This is a genomic window from Exiguobacterium sp. s28 (assembly GCF_018618135.1).
Classification (GTDB): domain Bacteria; phylum Bacillota; class Bacilli; order Exiguobacteriales; family Exiguobacteriaceae; genus Exiguobacterium; species Exiguobacterium mexicanum_A.
Genome location: NZ_JACSLL010000001.1, coordinates 423,210 through 441,499 on the forward strand (window position 1 = coordinate 423,210; position 18,290 = coordinate 441,499).

Sequence of the window (18,290 nt, forward strand, 5' to 3'; positions counted from 1 at the left end):
TTATTTCTCCTTCGTCGCATGCGCGAGATCGCGATGGACGGTTTTGACGTTATAGCGCTCGGCGAAATGGGCCGACACTTTCTCGGCGAACGTGATCGAACGGTGCTTCCCGCCCGTACAGCCGAAGGCGACGACGACTTGCGTCTTCCCTTCGCGCTTGTACTGCGGCAACAGGAATTCGAGCATGTCGATCAGTTTTTTATAGAACGCCCGCGCCTCGGGGTGCGACATGACGTAGTTCTGGACTTCTTCCGTCTGCCCGGTGAGCGGACGGAGTTCCGGGATATAGAACGGGTTCGTGATGAAGCGGACGTCGAACAACAGGTCGATGTCGAGCGGGACGCCGTGTTTGAACCCGAACGACATGAAGTTGACCGTGAACGGAATCCGTTCCTCGTTGAACTGGAGCAAGATGCGGTCTTTGAGCATCTGCGGCTTCAAGTCGCTCGTATCGTAGAGCGTATGGGCCCGGTCACGGAACCCTTCGAGCAACGAGCGCTCCATCCCGATGCCGACGAGCGGTGCGTCTTCCGGGGCGAGCGGATGCGACCGGCGCGTCTCCTTGTAGCGGCGCACGAGCACTTCGTCCCGTGTGTCGAGATACAACAAGTGCGGGTGTACGTTCTTCTGTTCCAAGTCGTCGATGACGATGAACAGGCTGTCGATGAAGTCGCGCGTCCTTGTGTCGATCGCGACGGCGATCTTCGGCCGGACCGAGCTGATGACATCGATCAATTGCGGCAAGAGCACCGGCGGCAAGTTATCGACGCAAAAATAGCCGAGATCCTCAAAGCTATTCATTGCGACCGATTTCCCGGCCCCGCTCATCCCGCTGATGATGATCAATTCTTCTAATCCTTTAAAGTCTTCCATGTCACTGACGCCCCCTTAAAATTGACAACCGAGCCGTGTGTGCAGCTCTCTTCTGTCCTTAGTATAACGAACGTCCGAAAAAAAGAGAAGGGATTGCGGTCGCCCGCAATCCCTTCTGCCTCATGTCACGCGTTTTGTTCGTGCAACGCCTCGAGGAGCCCCTCGATATAGTGTTGCGCGTTTTGAGCGGCAATCGATCCGTCGTTCGTCGCGGTGACGACTTGACGGAGCGTCTTGTCGCGTACGTCGCCGGCTGCGAAAATCCCTGGGATCTTCGTCTCCATCGCTTCGTTCGTGACGATATAGCCTTGCTCGTTCGTGATGCCGAGGTCTTTGACGAAACCAGTGATCGGGTTCATACCAATATAGATGAACACACCGTCGATTTCGTGGTCCGACTCGGTCCCATCGACCGTGCTGACGAGACGTGCCCCACCGACTTTACCATCCGCTTCCACGATCTCTTTGAGCGTGTGGTTCCAGATGAAGTCGATTTTCGGGTTGTCGAACGCCCGTTTTTGAAGAATCTTCTGCGCGCGAAGCTCGTCGCGACGGTGAACGATTGTCACCTTGTCAGCAAAACGTGTCAAGAACACGCCTTCCTCGACAGCTGAGTCGCCGCCGCCGATGACGAACAAGTTCTTCCCTTTGAAGAACGCCCCGTCACAGACCGCACAATACGATACACCGCGGCCGCCGAGCTCTTCTTCGCCCGGGACACCGATTTTCTTATATTGTGCGCCAGAAGCGAGGATGATCGCCCGTGCTTTATAGTCACGGTTGTGCGCGTGGACGACTTTATATTCCGTTTCGTCCGAGATGCTTTGGACGTCGCCATAAGCGTACTCCGCCCCGAATGCTTTCGAGTGGTCGAACATTTTTTGAGACAAGTCTGGGCCGAGGATGCTGTCATAGCCCGGATAGTTTTCGATATCTTCCGTGTTCGCCATCTGTCCACCTGGGATACCGCGTTCGATCATAAGTGTCGATAAGTTGGCACGCGACGCGTAAAGTGCCGCCGTCATTCCGGCTGGGCCGGCCCCGATGATAATGACGTCATAGATTTTTTCTTCTGTCATAATGATTCCACCTCTGCATGAAATTGATTGACTTCAGTATAAGAAACCTAGGGAGGTATCGTCTATCTTTATGCTTGTTCGAGTTTCTGCTTGAACGAACGGATCGTCCCCGTCAGCGTCGCGACGTCGATTCCGAACGTGTCGGCGCAGTCGTCGAGGATGAGAGCATCCCGTTTCGCATAGAACATCCAGACGAGGGCCGCGGCCGATGCCGTGACGTCCTCGAACGATGCCCCGGCAAGGAGCAGGAGTGAGAACCGTTCATAGAAGTCGCCGTCGAGGCTCATCTGTTCCGCTTCCGTCACTTCCGTCTCGGCGAGCACAAGGGCCTCATATGCCCGAGCGATCCGGGCGTCACCGGTGAACGGTGCCCCGCAAATCTCAGCGCGGCATTTCTCGGCGAAGGCGAGCACCGTCTCGTTGTCGGTGATCCCGTTCGTCAACGCGAGTGCTTCAAACGCCTCGTCGTCGGCAAGTTTCGAGATGATTCGGATGATTTCGATTCGAGCCGCGTCTTCTTCTTGGCGCAACCCTTGGACGAGTGCCGAACGGAACTCGAGGTTGTCGCGAATGTCATACGGGCTCGCTTCTTCAAATTGTTTCAACTCGTCACTGTTCAAATAGGTGGCCGCTTCTTCAAGACGCCCGGTCTTGTAGGCGGACACGCTGAGCCAATGCCCGAACAGTGAATCCCCACGGAATCCGCGGTCTTTCAAGAGGCGGAGTTCTTCGTACGCGCGGTCGTATTGACCGACGAGCGCGAGTGTCGTGGCGAGTTTGTAGCGTAAGTCGAACTGGAGCGGGCGGACCCGTGTCAGCGGGACCGACAGTTGGAGCGCCGCTTCTGATTGTCCGGCCTCATGCAACAACAAAATCGTGTTCAAAATCGCATGCAAGTTGCCTGGGTTTTCATCGAGCACATACTCGAGCGTCTCGAACGCCGCTTCATCGTTGCCGAGATAAAAATTGACGACGGCCAAGTTGTTGAACGCCGGCCAAAAGCGCGGATAGCGGTCGATCAACCGTTCGAGCGTCGACTTGGCGGCGAACAAGCGGCCTTTGTCGATATGCTGCTGGGCCTCGGTGTGCCACGTGATCAACTCGTCTTCATCTTCGTCCTCGAGTTCTTGCTCGAGTTCGATCAGTTCTAATAGCGATTGGACCGAGTCCGCATAGCGCCCGTGTGCCTCGACTTCGAGGTAACGTTTCGCATACATCGCTGCTTCTTCATATAAAGAGATATAAGCGCAATTGCTCGCAAGGTGATACAAGGCCTCGGTTGACGTCTCATCGAGTTCTAGCACCCGTTTCCACACGTCATTGGCGTGATAGATCTCCCCTACTTCAAATAACAGTTCAGCGTACTGTTTGTGATAGTCGACGCGGTGCGCTGCAGCGGCAGTGGCTTCAGCCATGAAAAAAGTCGCTTCATCTAGGCGACCTTCACGTAACGCACGACGACCTCTATAGTAGTGGAGCTCCGCGGCGAGCGGAGATTCTGGTTCGGGTAGCGTCATTACTGCTTCATAGTTCGCTTCCATATTCTAAATCCTCCACATCATCTCTAAATCTATTTTTTAGTTGCAGGGTTAAGAATACCGCACTCAAACAACGAGGGCAACTGAAAAACTTAAAAAAAATCGGGACTATATTCCTTCTATAATGAATATATTTTGCTAGGTCGTTCAAATGCTTTTCGACAAAAATATGGAGGTTTCATGTCAGCGCCCATAGACACAAAAAAACGGTATCGCCTTTAAAAAAAGTGATACCGCCCTAGTAATTTTATGAGGCCCTACATGTCTTGACCTCAAAATGATTTCGCACTAAATTGTGTCTATTTTGTGTCGATGGTATGGAGCTTTGCCCCAACGACGCGCTCTCCGGGCGCGACGTCACGATGGACGACGGCCCCGGCACCGATGACGGCCCGGTCGCCAATCGTCACGCCAGGTAAAATCGTCACGTTCGCCCCGATCAACACCTCGTCCCCGATGTGGACGTCGCCAATCCGATACTCGTCGACGAGATACTCGTGACAGAGGATCGTCGAGTTGAACCCGATGACCGTGTTGCGGCCAATCGAAATCCGCTCCGGGAACATGACGTCCGGCGTCACCATGAGGGCGAGCGCGCTATACTCCCCGATTTCCATACCGAGGAACGTCCGGTATAGCCAGCGCTTCGCCTTGACGGACGGGAAGTACCGGCCGATCAAGACGACGGTCGTGTTTTTAAAGACACGCAGGAAACGAATCGTCCGATACATCTGCCAGAGCGGATTCGGTCCGTCGAGACGAAACCGTTCCGTCTTACGCATGGACCGTGACCTCGTCGAGCCACGCCTCGAAATGTTCCATCGAGTCGATGATGACGTCCGGTTCGAGCGCTTCGAGGAACGCACGGCCTTTGATGGCCCAGCCGACAGCGACCGTCTTCGTCCCGGCGTTCTTGCCGCTGAAGATGTCCGTGTCGTTGTCCCCGACCATGACAGCGCGGTCCGCCGTCGATCCGAGCGCACGGAGCGCCCGTTCGACCGGTTCGGCGTGCGGTTTCTCATATTCCACATCGTCGGCCGTGACGACCACATCGAACAGATGGTCGATCTTGAACAGACGCAAGCCTTGCTCGACGACGGGACGGCCTTTCGAGGTGACGACGCCCATCTTGTAGCCTTTGGCGTGGAGGCGATACAGCCCCTCGATCACACCCGGATATTCGGCGACGAGCTGGTCGTGCATCGCGATATTGAAGCTGCGATAGAACGCCTGCATCTCTTTCCATTCCGGTTCATTGAGCGCCTTGAACGACTTCTCGAGCGTCGGTCCGATGAACGGGAAGATATCCTCATCGCGATACGTCTCGTCCGGGAAGTAGTACCCGAGCGTGTGACGGAAACTCGCGATGATGAGCGGGTTCGTATCGAGCAACGTGCCATCCAAATCGAATAGAAGTGTATCCATCAATCAAACAGTCCTTTCTCTGAAGGGTCATCGTATCGTTTCGCTTTGCGGCGGACGATCATCATGACGACACCGAATACAATCATCGCGATCGAAACGAGTTGTGCCGTCCGGAGATCGCCGGCCATGAGGCTATCCGTGCGGAGCCCTTCGATATAGAAGCGTCCGATCGAATACCAGACGAGATACGACAAGAAGATGTAGCCGCGCGGCGGGTTACCGACCATGCGCCAGACGACGAGCAAGATGACGCCGATGATGTTCCAGACGCTCTCGAACAAGAACGTCGGCAAGTAATAAGCGCCATCGATATACATCTGATTGACGATCCAATCCGGGAGGAAGAGCGTCTCTTTCAAGAAACGGCTCGTCGTCTCGGCACCGTGCGCCTCTTGGTTCATGAAGTTCCCCCAACGTCCGACCGCTTGCCCGAGGAGAAGCGACGGAGCGAGGATATCGGTGATCTTCCAGAACGACATCGACTTGCGCATGCAATAGATGATGACGACGAGCAACGCTCCGAAGATGGCGCCGTGGATTGCGATCCCACCTTGGCGGATGTCGATGATCTGTCCAAGGTTCTCACTGTAGTAGTCCCATTGGAAGATGACGTAGTAAATCCGGGCGAAGACGATACTGATCGGAATCGACCAGATGATGACATCGACGACCCGTTCTGAATCATAATTGAGGCGCTTCGCCTCGAACAAGGCGAGAACGAGGCCAAGCATCGCACCGAAGGCGATGATTATGCCGTACCAATAGATCGGGAGCGACCCGATTTCAAACGCGACGCGGTCAAACGTTGGCTCTACCATTATTCCATGTCCCCTTCGTTGTCATGGATGGCGTTCGCGAGACGTTCCGCGAACTCTTCGGCCGTGTTGATGCCCATGTTCTGGAGGCGGTAGTTCATCGCCGCGACTTCGACGATGACGGCCAAGTTACGTCCCGGACGGACCGGGATCGTGAGCAACGGCACTTCGCTATCGATGATTTTCATCGTGTTGTGGTCGAGCCCGACGCGGTCATATACTTTGCCCGCATCCCAGTTCTCGAGGTTGATGATCAAGCTGATCTTCTTGTGCGAGCGGACGGCGCCAGCGCCAAACAACGTCATGACGTCGATGATGCCGATTCCGCGAATCTCAAGCAAGTGACGAATCAGTTTCGGTGCCGAACCGACGAGCAACTGGTCCCCGGTCTGACGAATCTCGACCGAGTCATCGGCGACGAGGCGATGGCCCCGTTTGACGAGTTCGAGGGCGGTCTCGGATTTCCCGACGCCGCTCTGTCCTTTGATGAGCACGCCGACGCCATAGATGTCGACGAGCACGCCGTGCATCGCCGTCATCGGTGCGAGTTCCATCTCGAGGAAGTTCGTGATTTGTGACTCGATCGATGTCGTCACCGCGTTCGTGCGCATGAGCGGGACGTTCGCCGCCTCGGCTTCTTGTTCAATCTCTTTCGGGATGTCGAAGCCGCGCGTGATGAGGATGCCCGGTGTCAATTCCGTGCATAAAATCTTCGCCCGCTCGCGGCGGCTCTCTTCCGACAAGCTCGCGTAGAACGTGAGCTCGGTCTTCCCGAGCACTTGCAGCCGATTTTTCGCATAGTGGGTATAGTAGCCGGCAAGGACGAGTCCCGGTCGACTGAGGTCCGGTGTGGCGACGGGACGATGGAGTCCCTCTTCCCCGGCGATGACTTGAAGTTTGAAGCGCTCAACGAGTTGAGCCGTGCGTACGATATTTTGCATGAGTATCTGCCCCTTTCACGCTCATTATTGTATCATAGCTCTTCTGGAGAAGCGTCAACGAAAGTGAGCCGAAACGTGTCGAAAAAAAGAGATGAAACTAATTCGTGGCGATTCCGTAGAACGGGTATAGAGGATTAGGGAGGTGAAATCACATGAATTCACTATTTTGGATTGCCATTGTCTTTATTTTTATCGTCGGGATCGCGGCGCTCGTCTACTTGGTCAAATCACTGTTTGACATGTGGCGCGAATATGCCGCGACGAAAAACGAGACGGTGTTGCTGTTGTTCATCTTGAACATCGTCGGCTTGTTCTTGTCCGGGTCGCTGTTATCGATGATCGTCGCCATCATCTTCTATTGGAAACGGTCGAAGACGATGCGGAACCTCGGGATTTTCTTACTCATCGCCGGACCGGTCCTGTTCATCCTGTTCATCATCGGCTCATTCACGCTGTATGACGGTCAAATGATGGATTGGGAACAAATGGAGTATCAAATGAATCTATGACATGACAAAAACCCGGAGGCAACCGCCTTCGGGTTTTTGTCATGGATGTCTCATTCGCCCGGTACATAGCCGACCACGGTGTTCGACTCCGGTGCGACCAAGATCGTCGGTACGTCGACGCTACTGTTCGGGTCCGCTTCGAACGAGACGGCGAGCGCCTCGGTCCCCGTATACGCATCGTCCAACAGTTCATAGCCATCATCGACCGTGACACGATGTACCTCGGCACTCGCTCCCGCATCGATTGCGGGCCCCTGCCAGTTCCGCGCGGTCACATACGCCCAGGCGATGGCAATCGCTTCGTCGCCAGCCGGCTCGTTCTCATTGACGATGCGCTGTTCGTCGGCACATCCGCCAAGCACCAGCACCGCAATCATCATCCGTCCGTACGCTGACACAAATCGCTTCATCCCGTCCCTCCTCGTCTCTCAAGTTAAAAGAAACCCGAAGGCGAGAGGCCTTCGGGTTGTCGGTCATTGCTGATGGAACGGGTTGTTCAAGTCAGCCGGATTGACCGGGTCGACTGGATCGATTGGTTCCACCGGCTCGTGTTTGTCCTCTTCGAGGAACGTCGACGGTGTGTGGAGCGAACCGTGTTCGAGGTCGATCGTGCCGGTACGTGTCCCGGCCTCGACTTCGATGCGCGGTGTCTGGCCACGGCCCGACAAGAATTCGAGTCGGCGTTGGGCGACGTCTTTCCGGTCGCGGATAATCTCGAGCTCGTCCAAGTTACAGTGGAGACCACCGAAGTTCGTCTCGAGTTCTCCTTCGACCTCGACGCCGTGCGGCAAGACGAGACGGACGTTTCCGGCGAGCGAGGCGAGCTCGAACTTGGCCGGACGTGCCGTCGCGAGTTCGGCGCGGATGTTCCCGTTGCCGGTCTTGAGCGACGCCTTGTCGTATTTGCCGTTCACGATGACGGCTCCGTTGCCGGTCCGGACGTGGACGAGTTCAGATTCGACCGCTTCGACCTCGACCGTTCCGTTCCCCGTGTTGAGGAGCAGCTCCGAGGCATGTACTTCATGAAGTACGACCCGGCCGTTCGCCGTCTGGATACGAACGCTCTCGACGTCGAGGCCGTCGGCACGGACCTCACCGTTGAGCGTCTGTACATGTAGGTGATCGAAATGATGATGCGGGACGTACAGTTCGACGTGCGCCCGGACGAGCTTGTCGCGGAGTGACACGACGAGACGGTCACCGATGACCGAATGCTTGACCGCTGACTGGAGCTGTTCGAGCGCCTTGTCCGCGTCCTGCTGACGGAGCGGACGTCCGGTGACAATCAGTTCACACTCGTCGTTGTCCGACGAGACGATCGTCGCCGAGGCGTTGAACAAGTCGAGCGAGATATCTTTCCCGGTGAACGGGAACGATTTCGAATACGTCACTTCCGGCCCGAAGTTCGAGCTGAACGTGAAGTCGCTGTCACGAAGTTTCGTCACGAGCCCTTCGACCGCCGACGTCAGTTTCGTCGTGAGCGACTCGACCGAGTAGGCATCGACTTTCTCCGTCTCTTGACGTTCCTCGAGCGCTTGGACGCGCTCCGGCTCCAACTTCTCGAGCCGTTCGAGCTGGGTCATGCCTTCTTCAATCGTCAACTTCCCGTCTTTCACTTGCTGGAGAATCAGTTCACGCATTTCTTGTTTCACTGTTCGTTTCCCCCTTCGATTTGGTCACACGTCAATCATGTTCCCGTTTCTCATCATTTCTATACCTTACTTCCGTTTTCCTGCTTTCGGTTTCGCTCGGGCCGCATCCCGTTCTAACACCGGCTTCAAATACTTACCGGTGTACGACGCGGCCACTTCGGCGACTTCTTCCGGCGTCCCGGTCGCGACGATCGTACCGCCGCCGTCACCGCCCTCAGGTCCGAGGTCGATCAAGTAGTCGGCCGATTTGATGACGTCGAGGTTATGCTCGATGACGAGCACCGTGTCCCCGTTCTCGACGAGGCGTTGCAACACTTTCAACAGACGAGCGATGTCGTCGACGTGAAGACCCGTCGTCGGCTCGTCCAAGATGTAGATCGTCTTCCCGGTCGAACGTTTATGGAGCTCGGAGGCGAGCTTGACGCGCTGCGCTTCCCCGCCTGACAGTTCCGTCGCCGGTTGCCCGAGTTTCATATAGCCGAGACCGACGTCATAAATCGTCTGAATCTTACGCTTGATTTTCGGAATCTTGTCAAAGAAGTCGAGCCCTTCTTCGATCGTCATATCGAGCACGTCGGCGATCGTCTTACCTTTGTACTTCACTTCGAGCGTCTCACGGTTATAGCGTTTCCCGTGACACACTTCACACGGGACGTAGACGTCCGGCAAGAAGTGCATCTCGATCTTGATGATTCCGTCCCCGCGGCACGCCTCACAGCGTCCGCCCTTGACGTTGAAACTGAAGCGCCCTTTCTTATAGCCGCGCATCTTCGCCTCGTTCGTCGACGCGAACACGTCACGGATATCATCGAATACACCGGTATATGTCGCCGGGTTCGACCGCGGCGTCCGTCCGATTGGTGACTGGTCGATATCGATGACTTTGTCGATATGGTCGAGTCCTTCAATCTTCTTATGCTTCCCTGGTTTCGCCTTGGCCCGGTTGATGTGGTGGGCGAGCGATTTATACAGAATCTCGTTGATGAGCGTCGATTTCCCGGAACCGGAGACGCCGGTGACGGCGATGAACATACCGAGCGGAATCGAGACGTCGACCCCTTTCAAGTTGTTCTCTTCCGCCTTCAAGATCTTCAAGAAACGCTCGTCCGGCACTTTCCGTTCGGCCGGGAGCGGGATGAACTTCTTACCGGACAAATATTGGCCCGTGAGCGACTTTCTGTTCTTCATGAGCTGCTTCGGCGTCCCGGCAGCGATGACTTCTCCGCCGTGTTCGCCGGCGCCCGGTCCGATGTCGATCAAGTAGTCGGCTGCCATCATCGTATCCTCATCGTGCTCGACGACGATGAGCGTGTTGCCGATGTCACGCATCTGTTTGAGCGTCGCAATCAAGCGGTCGTTGTCACGCTGATGCAATCCAATCGACGGTTCATCGAGGACGTATAGGACGCCCGTGAGCCGTGAGCCGATTTGGGTCGCGAGACGAATCCGCTGTGCTTCCCCGCCCGAGAGCGTCCCGGCCGCCCGTGACAACGTCAAGTAGTCGAGCCCGACGTTGTTCAAGAAGCTGAGCCGCTCACAAATCTCTTGCAAGATGAGACGGGCGATGGCGATATCTTTCTCGCTCAACTCTGTCATGATCGAGTCGAACAACTTGATGGCGTTGACGACGGACAGTGAGGTCACTTGCCCGATATGGTGGCCCGTGATTTTGACGGCGAGCGTCTCTTCTTTCAACCGATAACCGCTGCATGTCGGACAAGCGTGTGTCGCCATGTACGTCTCCATCTGTTCACGGATATAATCGGACGTCGTCTCTTTATAGCGGCGCTCGATGTTGCGGAGCACCCCTTCGAAGAAGATCGTGTTCGTCCGGACTTGTCCGAAATCGTTCTCGTAACGGAACAAGAACGACTCTTCGTCCGTCCCGTGCAAGACGAGGTCTTGGTCACGCTTCGACAGACGTTCGAACGGCACGTCCATGTCGATGTCAAAGTGTTTGCACATCGAGGCGAGCAGTTGCGGATAATATTGCGAGCTTGTCGGCTGCCAGGCGACGACGGCGCCTTCCTTCAGCGTCTTCGACGGGTCCGGGATAACGAGTTCCGGGTCGACATCAAGCTTCGTACCGAGCCCGTCACACGTCGGACAGGCACCGAACGGCGAGTTGAACGAGAACATACGCGGCTCGAGTTCGCCAATCGAGAAGCCACAAATCGGACAAGCGTGATGTTCGCTGAACAGGAGCTCGGTGCCGTCCATCTTGTCGATGATGGCTCGGCCGTCGGCGAGGCGAAGCGCCGTCTCAAGTGAATCAGCAAGACGGCCTTCGACGTCAGGGCGGACGACGAGGCGATCGACGACGACCTCGATGGAATGTTTCTTGTTCTTATCGAGGTCGATCTCATCGGTCAGTTCGATCGTCTCGCCGTTGACACGGACGCGGACGAACCCTTCCTTTTTGAGCGAGTCGAACACTTTGACGTGCGTCCCTTTACGGCCTGAGACAATCGGCGCCAAGATTTGCAGCCGCGTCTTCTCCGGCAGTTCCATCACTTGGTCGACCATCTGCGAGATCGTCTGGCTCGAGATTTCGATGCCGTGACGTGGACAGACCGGTTTCCCGATGCGGGCGAACAACAGGCGTAAGTAGTCATAAATTTCCGTCACCGTCCCAACGGTCGAGCGCGGGTTGCGGCTCGTCGTCTTCTGGTCGATCGAGATGGCCGGGCTGAGACCCTCGATCGTATCGACGTCCGGCTTGTCCATCTGTCCGAGGAACTGCCGGGCATAGGCCGATAAGCTCTCGACGTAGCGACGCTGTCCTTCGGCGTAAATCGTATCGAACGCAAGTGACGATTTGCCCGAGCCGGACAAGCCCGTCAAGACGACGAGCTGGTCACGCGGGATATCGATATCAATGTTTTTCAAGTTGTTGACGCGCGCCCCTTTAATGACGATCGCATTTTTCTTTTCAGCCATTTAATTCCCTACCTTCAACTCCAAGATTAAGTCACGCAATTCGGCCGCCCGTTCGAACTGGAGGTCGCGGGCCGCTTGTTTCATTTCTTCTTCTAGTTTGGCAATCGCCACCTCGCGCTCGGCCGGTTTCATCGAACTGAGCGACTCGAGCACTTCTTCCTCGGCATCGACCGTCGCGCGGATGACGCCGCGCACTTCTTTGCGGATCGTCTGCGGCGTGATGCCGTGTTCTTCATTATAGGCTTGTTGAATCGAGCGACGACGGTCGGTCTCTTCAATCGCCCGTGTCATCGAGTCGGTCATCTTATCAGCGAACAAGATGACGTGCCCGTTCGAGTTCCGAGCCGCCCGTCCAATCGTCTGAATGAGCGAGCGGTCCGAACGAAGGAATCCTTCCTTGTCGGCGTCGAGAATCGTGACAAGACTCACTTCCGGGATGTCTAGACCTTCCCGCAGCAAGTTGATCCCGACAAGGACATCATATTTTCCGAGACGGAGGTCACGGATGATCTCGATCCGCTCGAGCGTTTTGATTTCTGAGTGCATATAGTTGACCTTGATGCCCGCTTCACGCAGATAGTCCGATAAGTCCTCGGCCATCTTCTTCGTGAGCGTCGTCACGAGGACGCGTTCGTCCTGTTTGATGCGTTCGCGGATCTGGTCCATCAAGTAATCGATTTGTCCTTTGATCGGATGGATCTCGATCGTCGGGTCTAAGAGACCTGTCGGCCGGATGATTTGTTCGATCATGTCCGGTGTATGTTCAAGCTCATACGGACCCGGTGTCGCCGAGATGAAGATCGCCTGTGACAACTTCTTCTCAAACTCTTCAAACTTGAGCGGCCGGTTGTCCTTCGCCGACGGGAGGCGGAAGCCGTGATCGACGAGCACTTGTTTCCGGGCCTGGTCACCGTTGTACATCCCGCGTACTTGCGGGAGTGTCACGTGCGACTCATCGGCGACGAGTAGGAAGTCTTTCGGGAAGTAGTCGATGAGCGTGTACGGCGTCGCCCCTGCCTCGGTCAAGTTCAAATGGCGCGAATAGTTCTCGATGCCTGAACAGTAGCCCATCTCACGCATCATCTCGAGGTCATAGTTCGTCCGCTGTTCAAGCCGTTGCGCCTCGAGCAGCTTCCCTTCCTCGCGGAACTTCTCGAGCTGTTGTTCGAGCTCGGCCTCGATGTTGACGATCGCTTTTTGCAGCTTCTCGTCGCGGGTGACGAAGTGGGATGCCGGGAAGATCGAGACATGCTCGCGATCGGCGATGATCTCGCCGGTGAGCGGGTCCATCTCGCGGATCCGGTCGATCTCGTCTCCGAAAAACTCGACGCGCAAACACTGCTCGTCGCGTGACGCCGGGAAGATCTCGACGACGTCACCTCGGACACGGAACCGCCCGCGTTGGAAGTCGATATCGTTCCGCTCATATTGGATGTCGATCAACTTGCGGAGCATCTGATCACGGCCCAACTCTTTCCCGACACGGAGACTCAAGACGAGGCTGTTATATTCTTCCGGGTTACCGAGACCGTAAATACACGACACGGAGGCGACGATGATGACGTCATCGCGTTCAAACAAGGCCGACGTCGCCGAGTGACGAAGCTTATCGATCTCGTCGTTGATTGAGGCGTCTTTCTCGATGAACGTGTCCGTCGATGGGACGTACGCCTCTGGCTGATAGTAGTCGTAATAGCTGACGAAATATTCGACGGCGTTGTTCGGGAAGAATTCCTTGAACTCCGAGTAGAGCTGTCCGGCGAGCGTCTTGTTGTGGGCCAAGACGAGCGTCGGCTTCTTCACTTCTTGGATGACGTTCGATACGGTGAACGTCTTCCCGGTGCCGGTCGCCCCGAGCAACGTCTGGTACCGGTCGCCGCGATTGACGCCCTCGACGAGCTGTCGAATCGCCTCCGGTTGGTCGCCGGCCGGCTTATATTCTGATTGTAAGTCGAACGGAACGCTAATCTTATCCATATATATTCCTCGCTTTCTGTTCCTTGCATATTGACTTGATTATAGCACATACACGAACAAATATTCGCTTCTGACACGCTTCCCAAATCGCTCCGCTTTTCGTTATCATGGAGAGTGAATCTAAGTAGAAACGAGTTGGTCGTCATGTGGTCACTTCTCTTCATCCCGCTCGGTGCCATCGTCGGCGCCTTGTCCGGATTCTTCGGTATCGGCGGCGGGGTCATCATCGTCCCGGTGCTGCTCTTTAGTGGTTATTCGGCAGCAGAGGCCGTCGCCACGTCGCTCTTGTTCGTCGTCGGGACGAGCCTGTCCGGCGCGAAGAAACATACGTCGCTCGGCAACGTGTCTTGGTCGACCGGCATCACGGTCGGACTGACCGGCGCCGTCACGGCACAGCTGTCGAGCCGCCTCGTCCTCTCGATCTCGGGCACGTATGATTGGTTACTGAACTTATTTTATCTGGCTATCCTATCTTATTTTGCCGTTACGCTATTAAAGAAAACATCGAAACCGCAGAAGCCGAAAAAATCGACCGTTTTCGCGGGGATGATGATCGGAGCGATGGCCGGACTGTTGTCCGCCCTCCTCGGCATCGGCGGCGGGTTCATCATCGTCCCGCTCCTCGTCAGTTGGCTCGGCTTCACGACGCATCGCGGGGTCGGGACGAGCCTTGCTGCCGTCCTGTTCATCTCGCTCGGCGGACTCGTCGGCTATCTGCCGTCGCTATCGCTCGATTATGTGACGCCGCTTGCCCTCGTCCTCGGGGCGTTCATCGGCGCGCCGATTGGGGCATCCCTCACGGACCGTTACGACGATAAAGAGATTTCGCGACGCCTCGCTTGGCTCTACCTCGCCGTCATCGCTTCGATTCTCCTCGACCTCGGAGCCACGAGCTTTCCCCCGCTCGCGTACGTGAGTTTGATGGTCCTGCTCATCTTTCTCGTCGGGATCGGCCTCGACTTCAGACGCCGGATTACCAATCAAAACCACTTTTCATAAGAAAAGTGGCTTTTTTTGCATATTCGGTTTTGAAACGCTTTCATTTGGGGCATATAATGAAGTGGTAAGCCAAATTTAATATGGAAGGAAGGGAGTATCACATGTCAGCATTCGTCAGCGAAATTATTGGTACAATGCTACTCATCTTGCTCGGTAACGGTGTCGTCGCCGGCGTCGTCCTCCGTCATTCGAAAGCGGAGAACGCAGGTTGGGTCGTCATCACGTTCGGTTGGGGCTTCGCCGTTATGATCGGGGTATACGCAGCCGGAATCTATGGAGGGGCTCACTTGAACCCTGCCGTGACGGTCGGTCTCGCGACAGCAGGCTCATTCCCTTGGGCTGATGTGCCAGCGTATATTTTGGCACAATTCATCGGGGCGTTCATCGGGGCCGTCCTCGTGTATGTCCATTACAAGCCGCACTATGATGCGACCGACGACCCGGGCGCCAAATTGGCGACATTCTCGACCGCACCTGGGATTCGTAGCACACCGTTCAACGTGATCGGAGAAATCATCGGTACGTTCGTCCTCGTCTTCGGAATTTTATCTTTCGGGGCCAACACGTTCACGGACGGTTTGAATCCGCTTATCGTCGGTTTCCTCGTCGTCTCGATTGGTCTCTCGCTTGGTGGTACAACGGGATATGCCATCAACCCGGCGCGTGACCTCGGACCGCGGATTGCACATGCGATCCTTCCTATCAAAGGCAAAGGCACGTCGGACTGGGGCTACTCATGGATCCCGGTCGTCGGACCGATCATCGGGGCGGTCATCGCCGCATTGCTGTACGGTATTCTCGTACCATAATCTTTCTAATTTCTAAGGAGGCTCTCTCATATGGAGAAAGAAAAACGCTACATCTTAGCACTTGACCAAGGAACGACAAGCTCACGGGCGATCATCTTCGACCACGACGGAAAAATCGTCACGACCGCTCAGCGCGAGTTCAAACAATACTTCCCTAAGCCAGGCTGGGTCGAGCATAACGCCAATGAGATTTGGGGTTCTGTCCTCGCTGTCATGGCCGAGGCGTTCGGTTCGGCCGACATCGATCCAAAAGAGATCGCAGCTATCGGCATCACGAACCAACGGGAAACAGCCGTCGTCTGGGAGAAGTCGACAGGACGTCCGGTCTATAACGCCGTCGTCTGGCAATCGCGTCAAACAGCCGGTATTTGTGATGAGTTGAAGGAAGCCGGTCATGCCGACTTGTTCCGCGATAAGACAGGCCTCTTGATTGACGCCTACTTCTCAGGCACGAAAGTCAAATGGATCCTCGACAACGTCGAAGGCGCCCGTGAGAAAGCCGAAGCCGGTGACCTCCTCTTCGGAACGATCGACACTTGGCTCATCTGGAAACTGTCAGGCGGCCACGCCCACGTCACGGACTACTCGAACGCGTCACGGACGCTCATGTACAACATCTATGAGCAGAAGTGGGACGATGAGTTGCTGGAGATCTTGACGGTACCGAAGTCGATGCTCCCGGAAGTCAAACCGTCGAGTGAAGTGTACGCCAACACGATCCCGTACCACTTCTTCGGCTTCGAAGTTCCGATTGCCGGCGCGGCCGGTGACCAACAGGCAGCCCTCTTCGGTCAAGCCTGCTTCGAGTCAGGAGAAGGTAAGAACACGTACGGTACAGGTTGCTTCATGCTCATGAACACGGGCGAAGAAGCCGTCAAGTCGGACCATGGTCTGCTCACGACGATTGCATGGGGATACAACGGTAAAGTCGAATATGCGCTCGAAGGTTCAATCTTCGTCGCCGGTTCGGCCATCCAATGGCTCCGTGACGGACTCCGTATGCTCAAGTCGGCGAAAGACACGGAACAGTACGCCAACCGCGTCGAGACGACAGACGGCGTCTACGTCGTCCCAGCCTTCGTCGGACTTGGTGCCCCGTATTGGAACTCGGACGTCCGTGGTGCCATCTTCGGCCTCACGCGCGGGACGGAGAAAGAACATTTCGTCCGGGCGACGCTCGAGTCACTCGCCTATCAGACACGCGATGTCTTGACGGCGATGGAACAAGATTCTGGCATCGAGTTGAAGACGCTCCGCGTCGACGGCGGTGCGGTCAACAACAACTTCCTCATGCAGTTCCAAGCGGACATCTTGGACGTCCCGGTCGAACGACCTGAAGTGAGCGAGACGACGGCTCTTGGTGCCGCCTATCTCGCCGGTCTCGCCGTCGGGTTCTGGAAAGACCAAGCAGAGATCAAACAACAGTGGAAACTTGACCATCAATTCGAACCGAAGATGGACGACGCACACCGCGAAAATCTGTATAAAGGCTGGCAACACGCAGTCGAAGCGACAATGGGCTTCAAACCATCAAAACTTGAACTTTAATTGAACGCACGAAAGGGAGCATCCGCCAAGGATGCTCCCTTTTATAGTTTCCGTAACCGCAAACGTGGGCTCGCCGGTTCGGCGACGAACAAGATGCCGAGCTCGTGCGGGTCGGTCTCATACATCGCCCGTTGCACGAAACGGATGTCCCCGTTCAAGTTGAGCACCTCGAGCTTGATGTACGGTTTATGCAACTGGAGCGCCTCATAGAAGCTGCTCCCGCCCGTGATGACGGTTCCGTTCACTTTGTAGATCGATTCGCCCGGGATGAGCTGCATCGCCTCGCCCGGTGAGCCCGGGAGCGTGTCGATGATGACCGCTCCTCGGTTGCCGTTGATGAACACCGGCGTCGTCCCTCGATTCTCTCGCTTGATGAGTTGTAGCGCCAACTCATACAACACGAACAGACCGAGCAAGATGTAGGCCGCGTACGGGACGTCGATGGCGTAGGAAGCCCCGACCAAACCGATGGCGATGAGCGCGAGCAGGCCTCGATACAGGCTCAAGCGGCCGAGGAGCGTCCCTGGGAGTGCTCCCGTCGACAGCAGGCTCACCCCGATTGGGATCGGCAAGATGATCGGCACTGGGCCGTCGAGACCGAAGGACGGGGGTAGGAAGACGACAAGCGGGAAGAACCAGAGCCGTTTGACGACGTGGCCGCCGATGAATTGGCCCCGTTTGGACAAGATGAGCGTCGGTGACGTCTCGACCGGACCGTTCCACCGTAAGAGGATCGCTTCCGCGAGCGTCACGACACCGAATACGAGCGCATACACCGGCCAGTCGACCTCGGCCAATCGATCCATCCACCCTGTCAGTCCGCCATACTCGATGACGTCACGAAGCGCGACTGCCGTCAGCATGATCAAAAACGGGAACGCCGGGCTACTGAAACGCGGGTGCATCGTCAAGACGATGAGCGCGTACAGCACGCTGAACGTCACGACCCATTCCCAGTTGACGGTCGTCTCGAGCAGAATCAGCGCCGCCGAACCGATGACGGCAAGGAGCAGGCTCGGCCATAGAAAATGGCGCCAGTCCGATTTCGGCGAACGCCGACGCGAGCGGAACATGCCCCGCTCCCGTTTGATGCGCGTCATGGATATGTAAGCGAGGGCGACGAGCGTCGCCCAGAGTAGCGGACTACCGATCAAGGTCAACAAAGCAGTAAAACTCATTCGTAGA

16 protein-coding genes are annotated in these 18,290 nt (G+C 56.1%); 4 read left to right on the forward strand and 12 right to left on the reverse strand.

The genetic code is table 11. From position 1 onward, the window contains the following. The 7 genes from rapZ to hprK all read right to left on the reverse strand — a co-directional run bounded on the left by rapZ (nucleotide 1) and on the right by hprK (nucleotide 6,671). The gene (gene rapZ, locus KNP78_RS02150; protein WP_029595053.1) at nucleotides 1–873 is read right to left on the reverse strand and encodes an RNase adapter RapZ; all 873 of its coding nucleotides are present in this window, start codon (nucleotides 871–873) and stop codon (nucleotides 1–3) included. Between the two features lie 125 nt (nucleotides 874–998). Continuing rightward, complete coding sequence (gene trxB / locus KNP78_RS02155; RefSeq protein WP_029595052.1) at nucleotides 999–1,952, reverse strand: thioredoxin-disulfide reductase; 954 nt, start codon at nucleotides 1,950–1,952, stop codon at nucleotides 999–1,001. Between the two features lie 68 nt (nucleotides 1,953–2,020). After that, nucleotides 2,021–3,493, reverse strand: a complete 1,473-nt coding sequence (locus KNP78_RS02160) for a tetratricopeptide repeat protein (RefSeq protein ID WP_251128406.1) — start codon at nucleotides 3,491–3,493, stop codon at nucleotides 2,021–2,023. A gap of 296 nt (nucleotides 3,494–3,789) precedes the next feature. Next, on the reverse strand, nucleotides 3,790–4,272 hold the full coding sequence (locus KNP78_RS02165) for an acyltransferase (protein WP_034778539.1): 483 nt from the start codon (nucleotides 4,270–4,272) through the stop codon (nucleotides 3,790–3,792). After that, complete coding sequence (gene ppaX / locus KNP78_RS02170) at nucleotides 4,265–4,915, reverse strand: pyrophosphatase PpaX (protein WP_034778540.1); 651 nt, start codon at nucleotides 4,913–4,915, stop codon at nucleotides 4,265–4,267. Before ppaX ends, KNP78_RS02165 begins: the two co-directional genes overlap by 8 nt. Continuing rightward, nucleotides 4,915–5,733, reverse strand: coding sequence for a prolipoprotein diacylglyceryl transferase (gene lgt / locus KNP78_RS02175; RefSeq protein WP_214823207.1), 819 nt, complete (start codon nucleotides 5,731–5,733; stop codon nucleotides 4,915–4,917). Before lgt ends, ppaX begins: the two co-directional genes overlap by 1 nt. Next, nucleotides 5,733–6,671, reverse strand: a complete 939-nt coding sequence (gene hprK / locus KNP78_RS02180; protein WP_034778542.1) for an HPr(Ser) kinase/phosphatase — start codon at nucleotides 6,669–6,671, stop codon at nucleotides 5,733–5,735. Before hprK ends, lgt begins: the two co-directional genes overlap by 1 nt. 152 nt (nucleotides 6,672–6,823) lie before the next feature. On the opposite strand from hprK, the gene KNP78_RS02185 reads away from it, so the two are divergent. After that, nucleotides 6,824–7,180, forward strand: coding sequence for a hypothetical protein (locus KNP78_RS02185; protein WP_029595046.1), 357 nt, complete (start codon nucleotides 6,824–6,826; stop codon nucleotides 7,178–7,180). 50 nt (nucleotides 7,181–7,230) lie between these two features. Here KNP78_RS02185 and KNP78_RS02190 read toward each other — a convergent pair whose 3' ends face one another. The 4 genes from KNP78_RS02190 to uvrB all read right to left on the reverse strand — a co-directional run bounded on the left by KNP78_RS02190 (nucleotide 7,231) and on the right by uvrB (nucleotide 13,749). Then, nucleotides 7,231–7,590, reverse strand: a complete 360-nt coding sequence (locus tag KNP78_RS02190) for a hypothetical protein (protein ID WP_214823208.1) — start codon at nucleotides 7,588–7,590, stop codon at nucleotides 7,231–7,233. Between the two features lie 63 nt (nucleotides 7,591–7,653). Next, nucleotides 7,654–8,832 (reverse strand): DUF4097 family beta strand repeat-containing protein, encoded by a 1,179-nt coding sequence (locus tag KNP78_RS02195; RefSeq protein ID WP_029595044.1) that lies wholly within the window; start codon nucleotides 8,830–8,832, stop codon nucleotides 7,654–7,656. A gap of 66 nt (nucleotides 8,833–8,898) precedes the next feature. Continuing rightward, nucleotides 8,899–11,772 carry an excinuclease ABC subunit UvrA gene (uvrA, locus tag KNP78_RS02200; RefSeq protein WP_034778543.1) on the reverse strand — a complete coding sequence of 958 codons (2,874 nt, stop codon included), beginning with the start codon at nucleotides 11,770–11,772 and terminating at the stop codon, nucleotides 8,899–8,901. Beyond that, a complete protein-coding gene (gene uvrB / locus KNP78_RS02205) occupies nucleotides 11,773–13,749 on the reverse strand; it encodes an excinuclease ABC subunit UvrB (RefSeq protein ID WP_034778544.1) in 1,977 nt (658 codons plus the stop codon). A gap of 144 nt (nucleotides 13,750–13,893) precedes the next feature. Between uvrB and KNP78_RS02210 the strand changes: the two genes are divergently transcribed. From KNP78_RS02210 to glpK, 3 genes are all read left to right on the forward strand, one after another. Continuing rightward, complete coding sequence (locus tag KNP78_RS02210) at nucleotides 13,894–14,748, forward strand: sulfite exporter TauE/SafE family protein (protein WP_214823209.1); 855 nt, start codon at nucleotides 13,894–13,896, stop codon at nucleotides 14,746–14,748. Between the two features lie 101 nt (nucleotides 14,749–14,849). Beyond that, nucleotides 14,850–15,557: an MIP/aquaporin family protein gene (locus tag KNP78_RS02215; RefSeq protein ID WP_034778546.1), complete on the forward strand. Its 708-nt coding sequence runs from the start codon at nucleotides 14,850–14,852 to the stop codon at nucleotides 15,555–15,557. Between the two features lie 30 nt (nucleotides 15,558–15,587). Further along, the gene (gene glpK / locus KNP78_RS02220; RefSeq protein ID WP_214823210.1) at nucleotides 15,588–17,105 is read left to right on the forward strand and encodes a glycerol kinase GlpK; all 1,518 of its coding nucleotides are present in this window, start codon (nucleotides 15,588–15,590) and stop codon (nucleotides 17,103–17,105) included. A gap of 41 nt (nucleotides 17,106–17,146) precedes the next feature. Here glpK and KNP78_RS02225 read toward each other — a convergent pair whose 3' ends face one another. After that, a complete protein-coding gene (locus KNP78_RS02225; protein ID WP_214823211.1) occupies nucleotides 17,147–18,283 on the reverse strand; it encodes a PDZ domain-containing protein in 1,137 nt (378 codons plus the stop codon). Nucleotides 18,284–18,290: the final 7 nt, after the last annotated feature.

Bases quoted from the DNA above. Each gene is read 5' to 3' on its own strand.
- KNP78_RS02185 (WP_029595046.1), top strand. From the start codon at position 6,824: ATGAATTCACTATTTTGGATTGCCATTGTCTTTATTTTTATCGTCGGG.
- KNP78_RS02160 (WP_251128406.1), bottom strand. From the start codon at position 3,493: ATGGAAGCGAACTATGAAGCAGTAATGACGCTACCCGAACCAGAATCT.
- KNP78_RS02225 (WP_214823211.1), bottom strand. From the start codon at position 18,283: ATGAGTTTTACTGCTTTGTTGACCTTGATCGGTAGTCCGCTACTCTGG.
- KNP78_RS02210 (WP_214823209.1), top strand. From the start codon at position 13,894: ATGTGGTCACTTCTCTTCATCCCGCTCGGTGCCATCGTCGGCGCCTTG.
- lgt (WP_214823207.1), bottom strand. From the start codon at position 5,733: ATGGTAGAGCCAACGTTTGACCGCGTCGCGTTTGAAATCGGGTCGCTC.
- uvrA (WP_034778543.1), bottom strand. From the start codon at position 11,772: ATGGCTGAAAAGAAAAATGCGATCGTCATTAAAGGGGCGCGCGTCAAC.
- hprK (WP_034778542.1), bottom strand. From the start codon at position 6,671: ATGCAAAATATCGTACGCACGGCTCAACTCGTTGAGCGCTTCAAACTT.
- KNP78_RS02215 (WP_034778546.1), top strand. From the start codon at position 14,850: ATGTCAGCATTCGTCAGCGAAATTATTGGTACAATGCTACTCATCTTG.
- ppaX (WP_034778540.1), bottom strand. From the start codon at position 4,915: ATGGATACACTTCTATTCGATTTGGATGGCACGTTGCTCGATACGAAC.
- glpK (WP_214823210.1), top strand. From the start codon at position 15,588: ATGGAGAAAGAAAAACGCTACATCTTAGCACTTGACCAAGGAACGACA.
- KNP78_RS02190 (WP_214823208.1), bottom strand. From the start codon at position 7,590: ATGAAGCGATTTGTGTCAGCGTACGGACGGATGATGATTGCGGTGCTG.
- uvrB (WP_034778544.1), bottom strand. From the start codon at position 13,749: ATGGATAAGATTAGCGTTCCGTTCGACTTACAATCAGAATATAAGCCG.
- trxB (WP_029595052.1), bottom strand. From the start codon at position 1,952: ATGACAGAAGAAAAAATCTATGACGTCATTATCATCGGGGCCGGCCCA.
- KNP78_RS02165 (WP_034778539.1), bottom strand. From the start codon at position 4,272: ATGCGTAAGACGGAACGGTTTCGTCTCGACGGACCGAATCCGCTCTGG.
- rapZ (WP_029595053.1), bottom strand. From the start codon at position 873: ATGGAAGACTTTAAAGGATTAGAAGAATTGATCATCATCAGCGGGATG.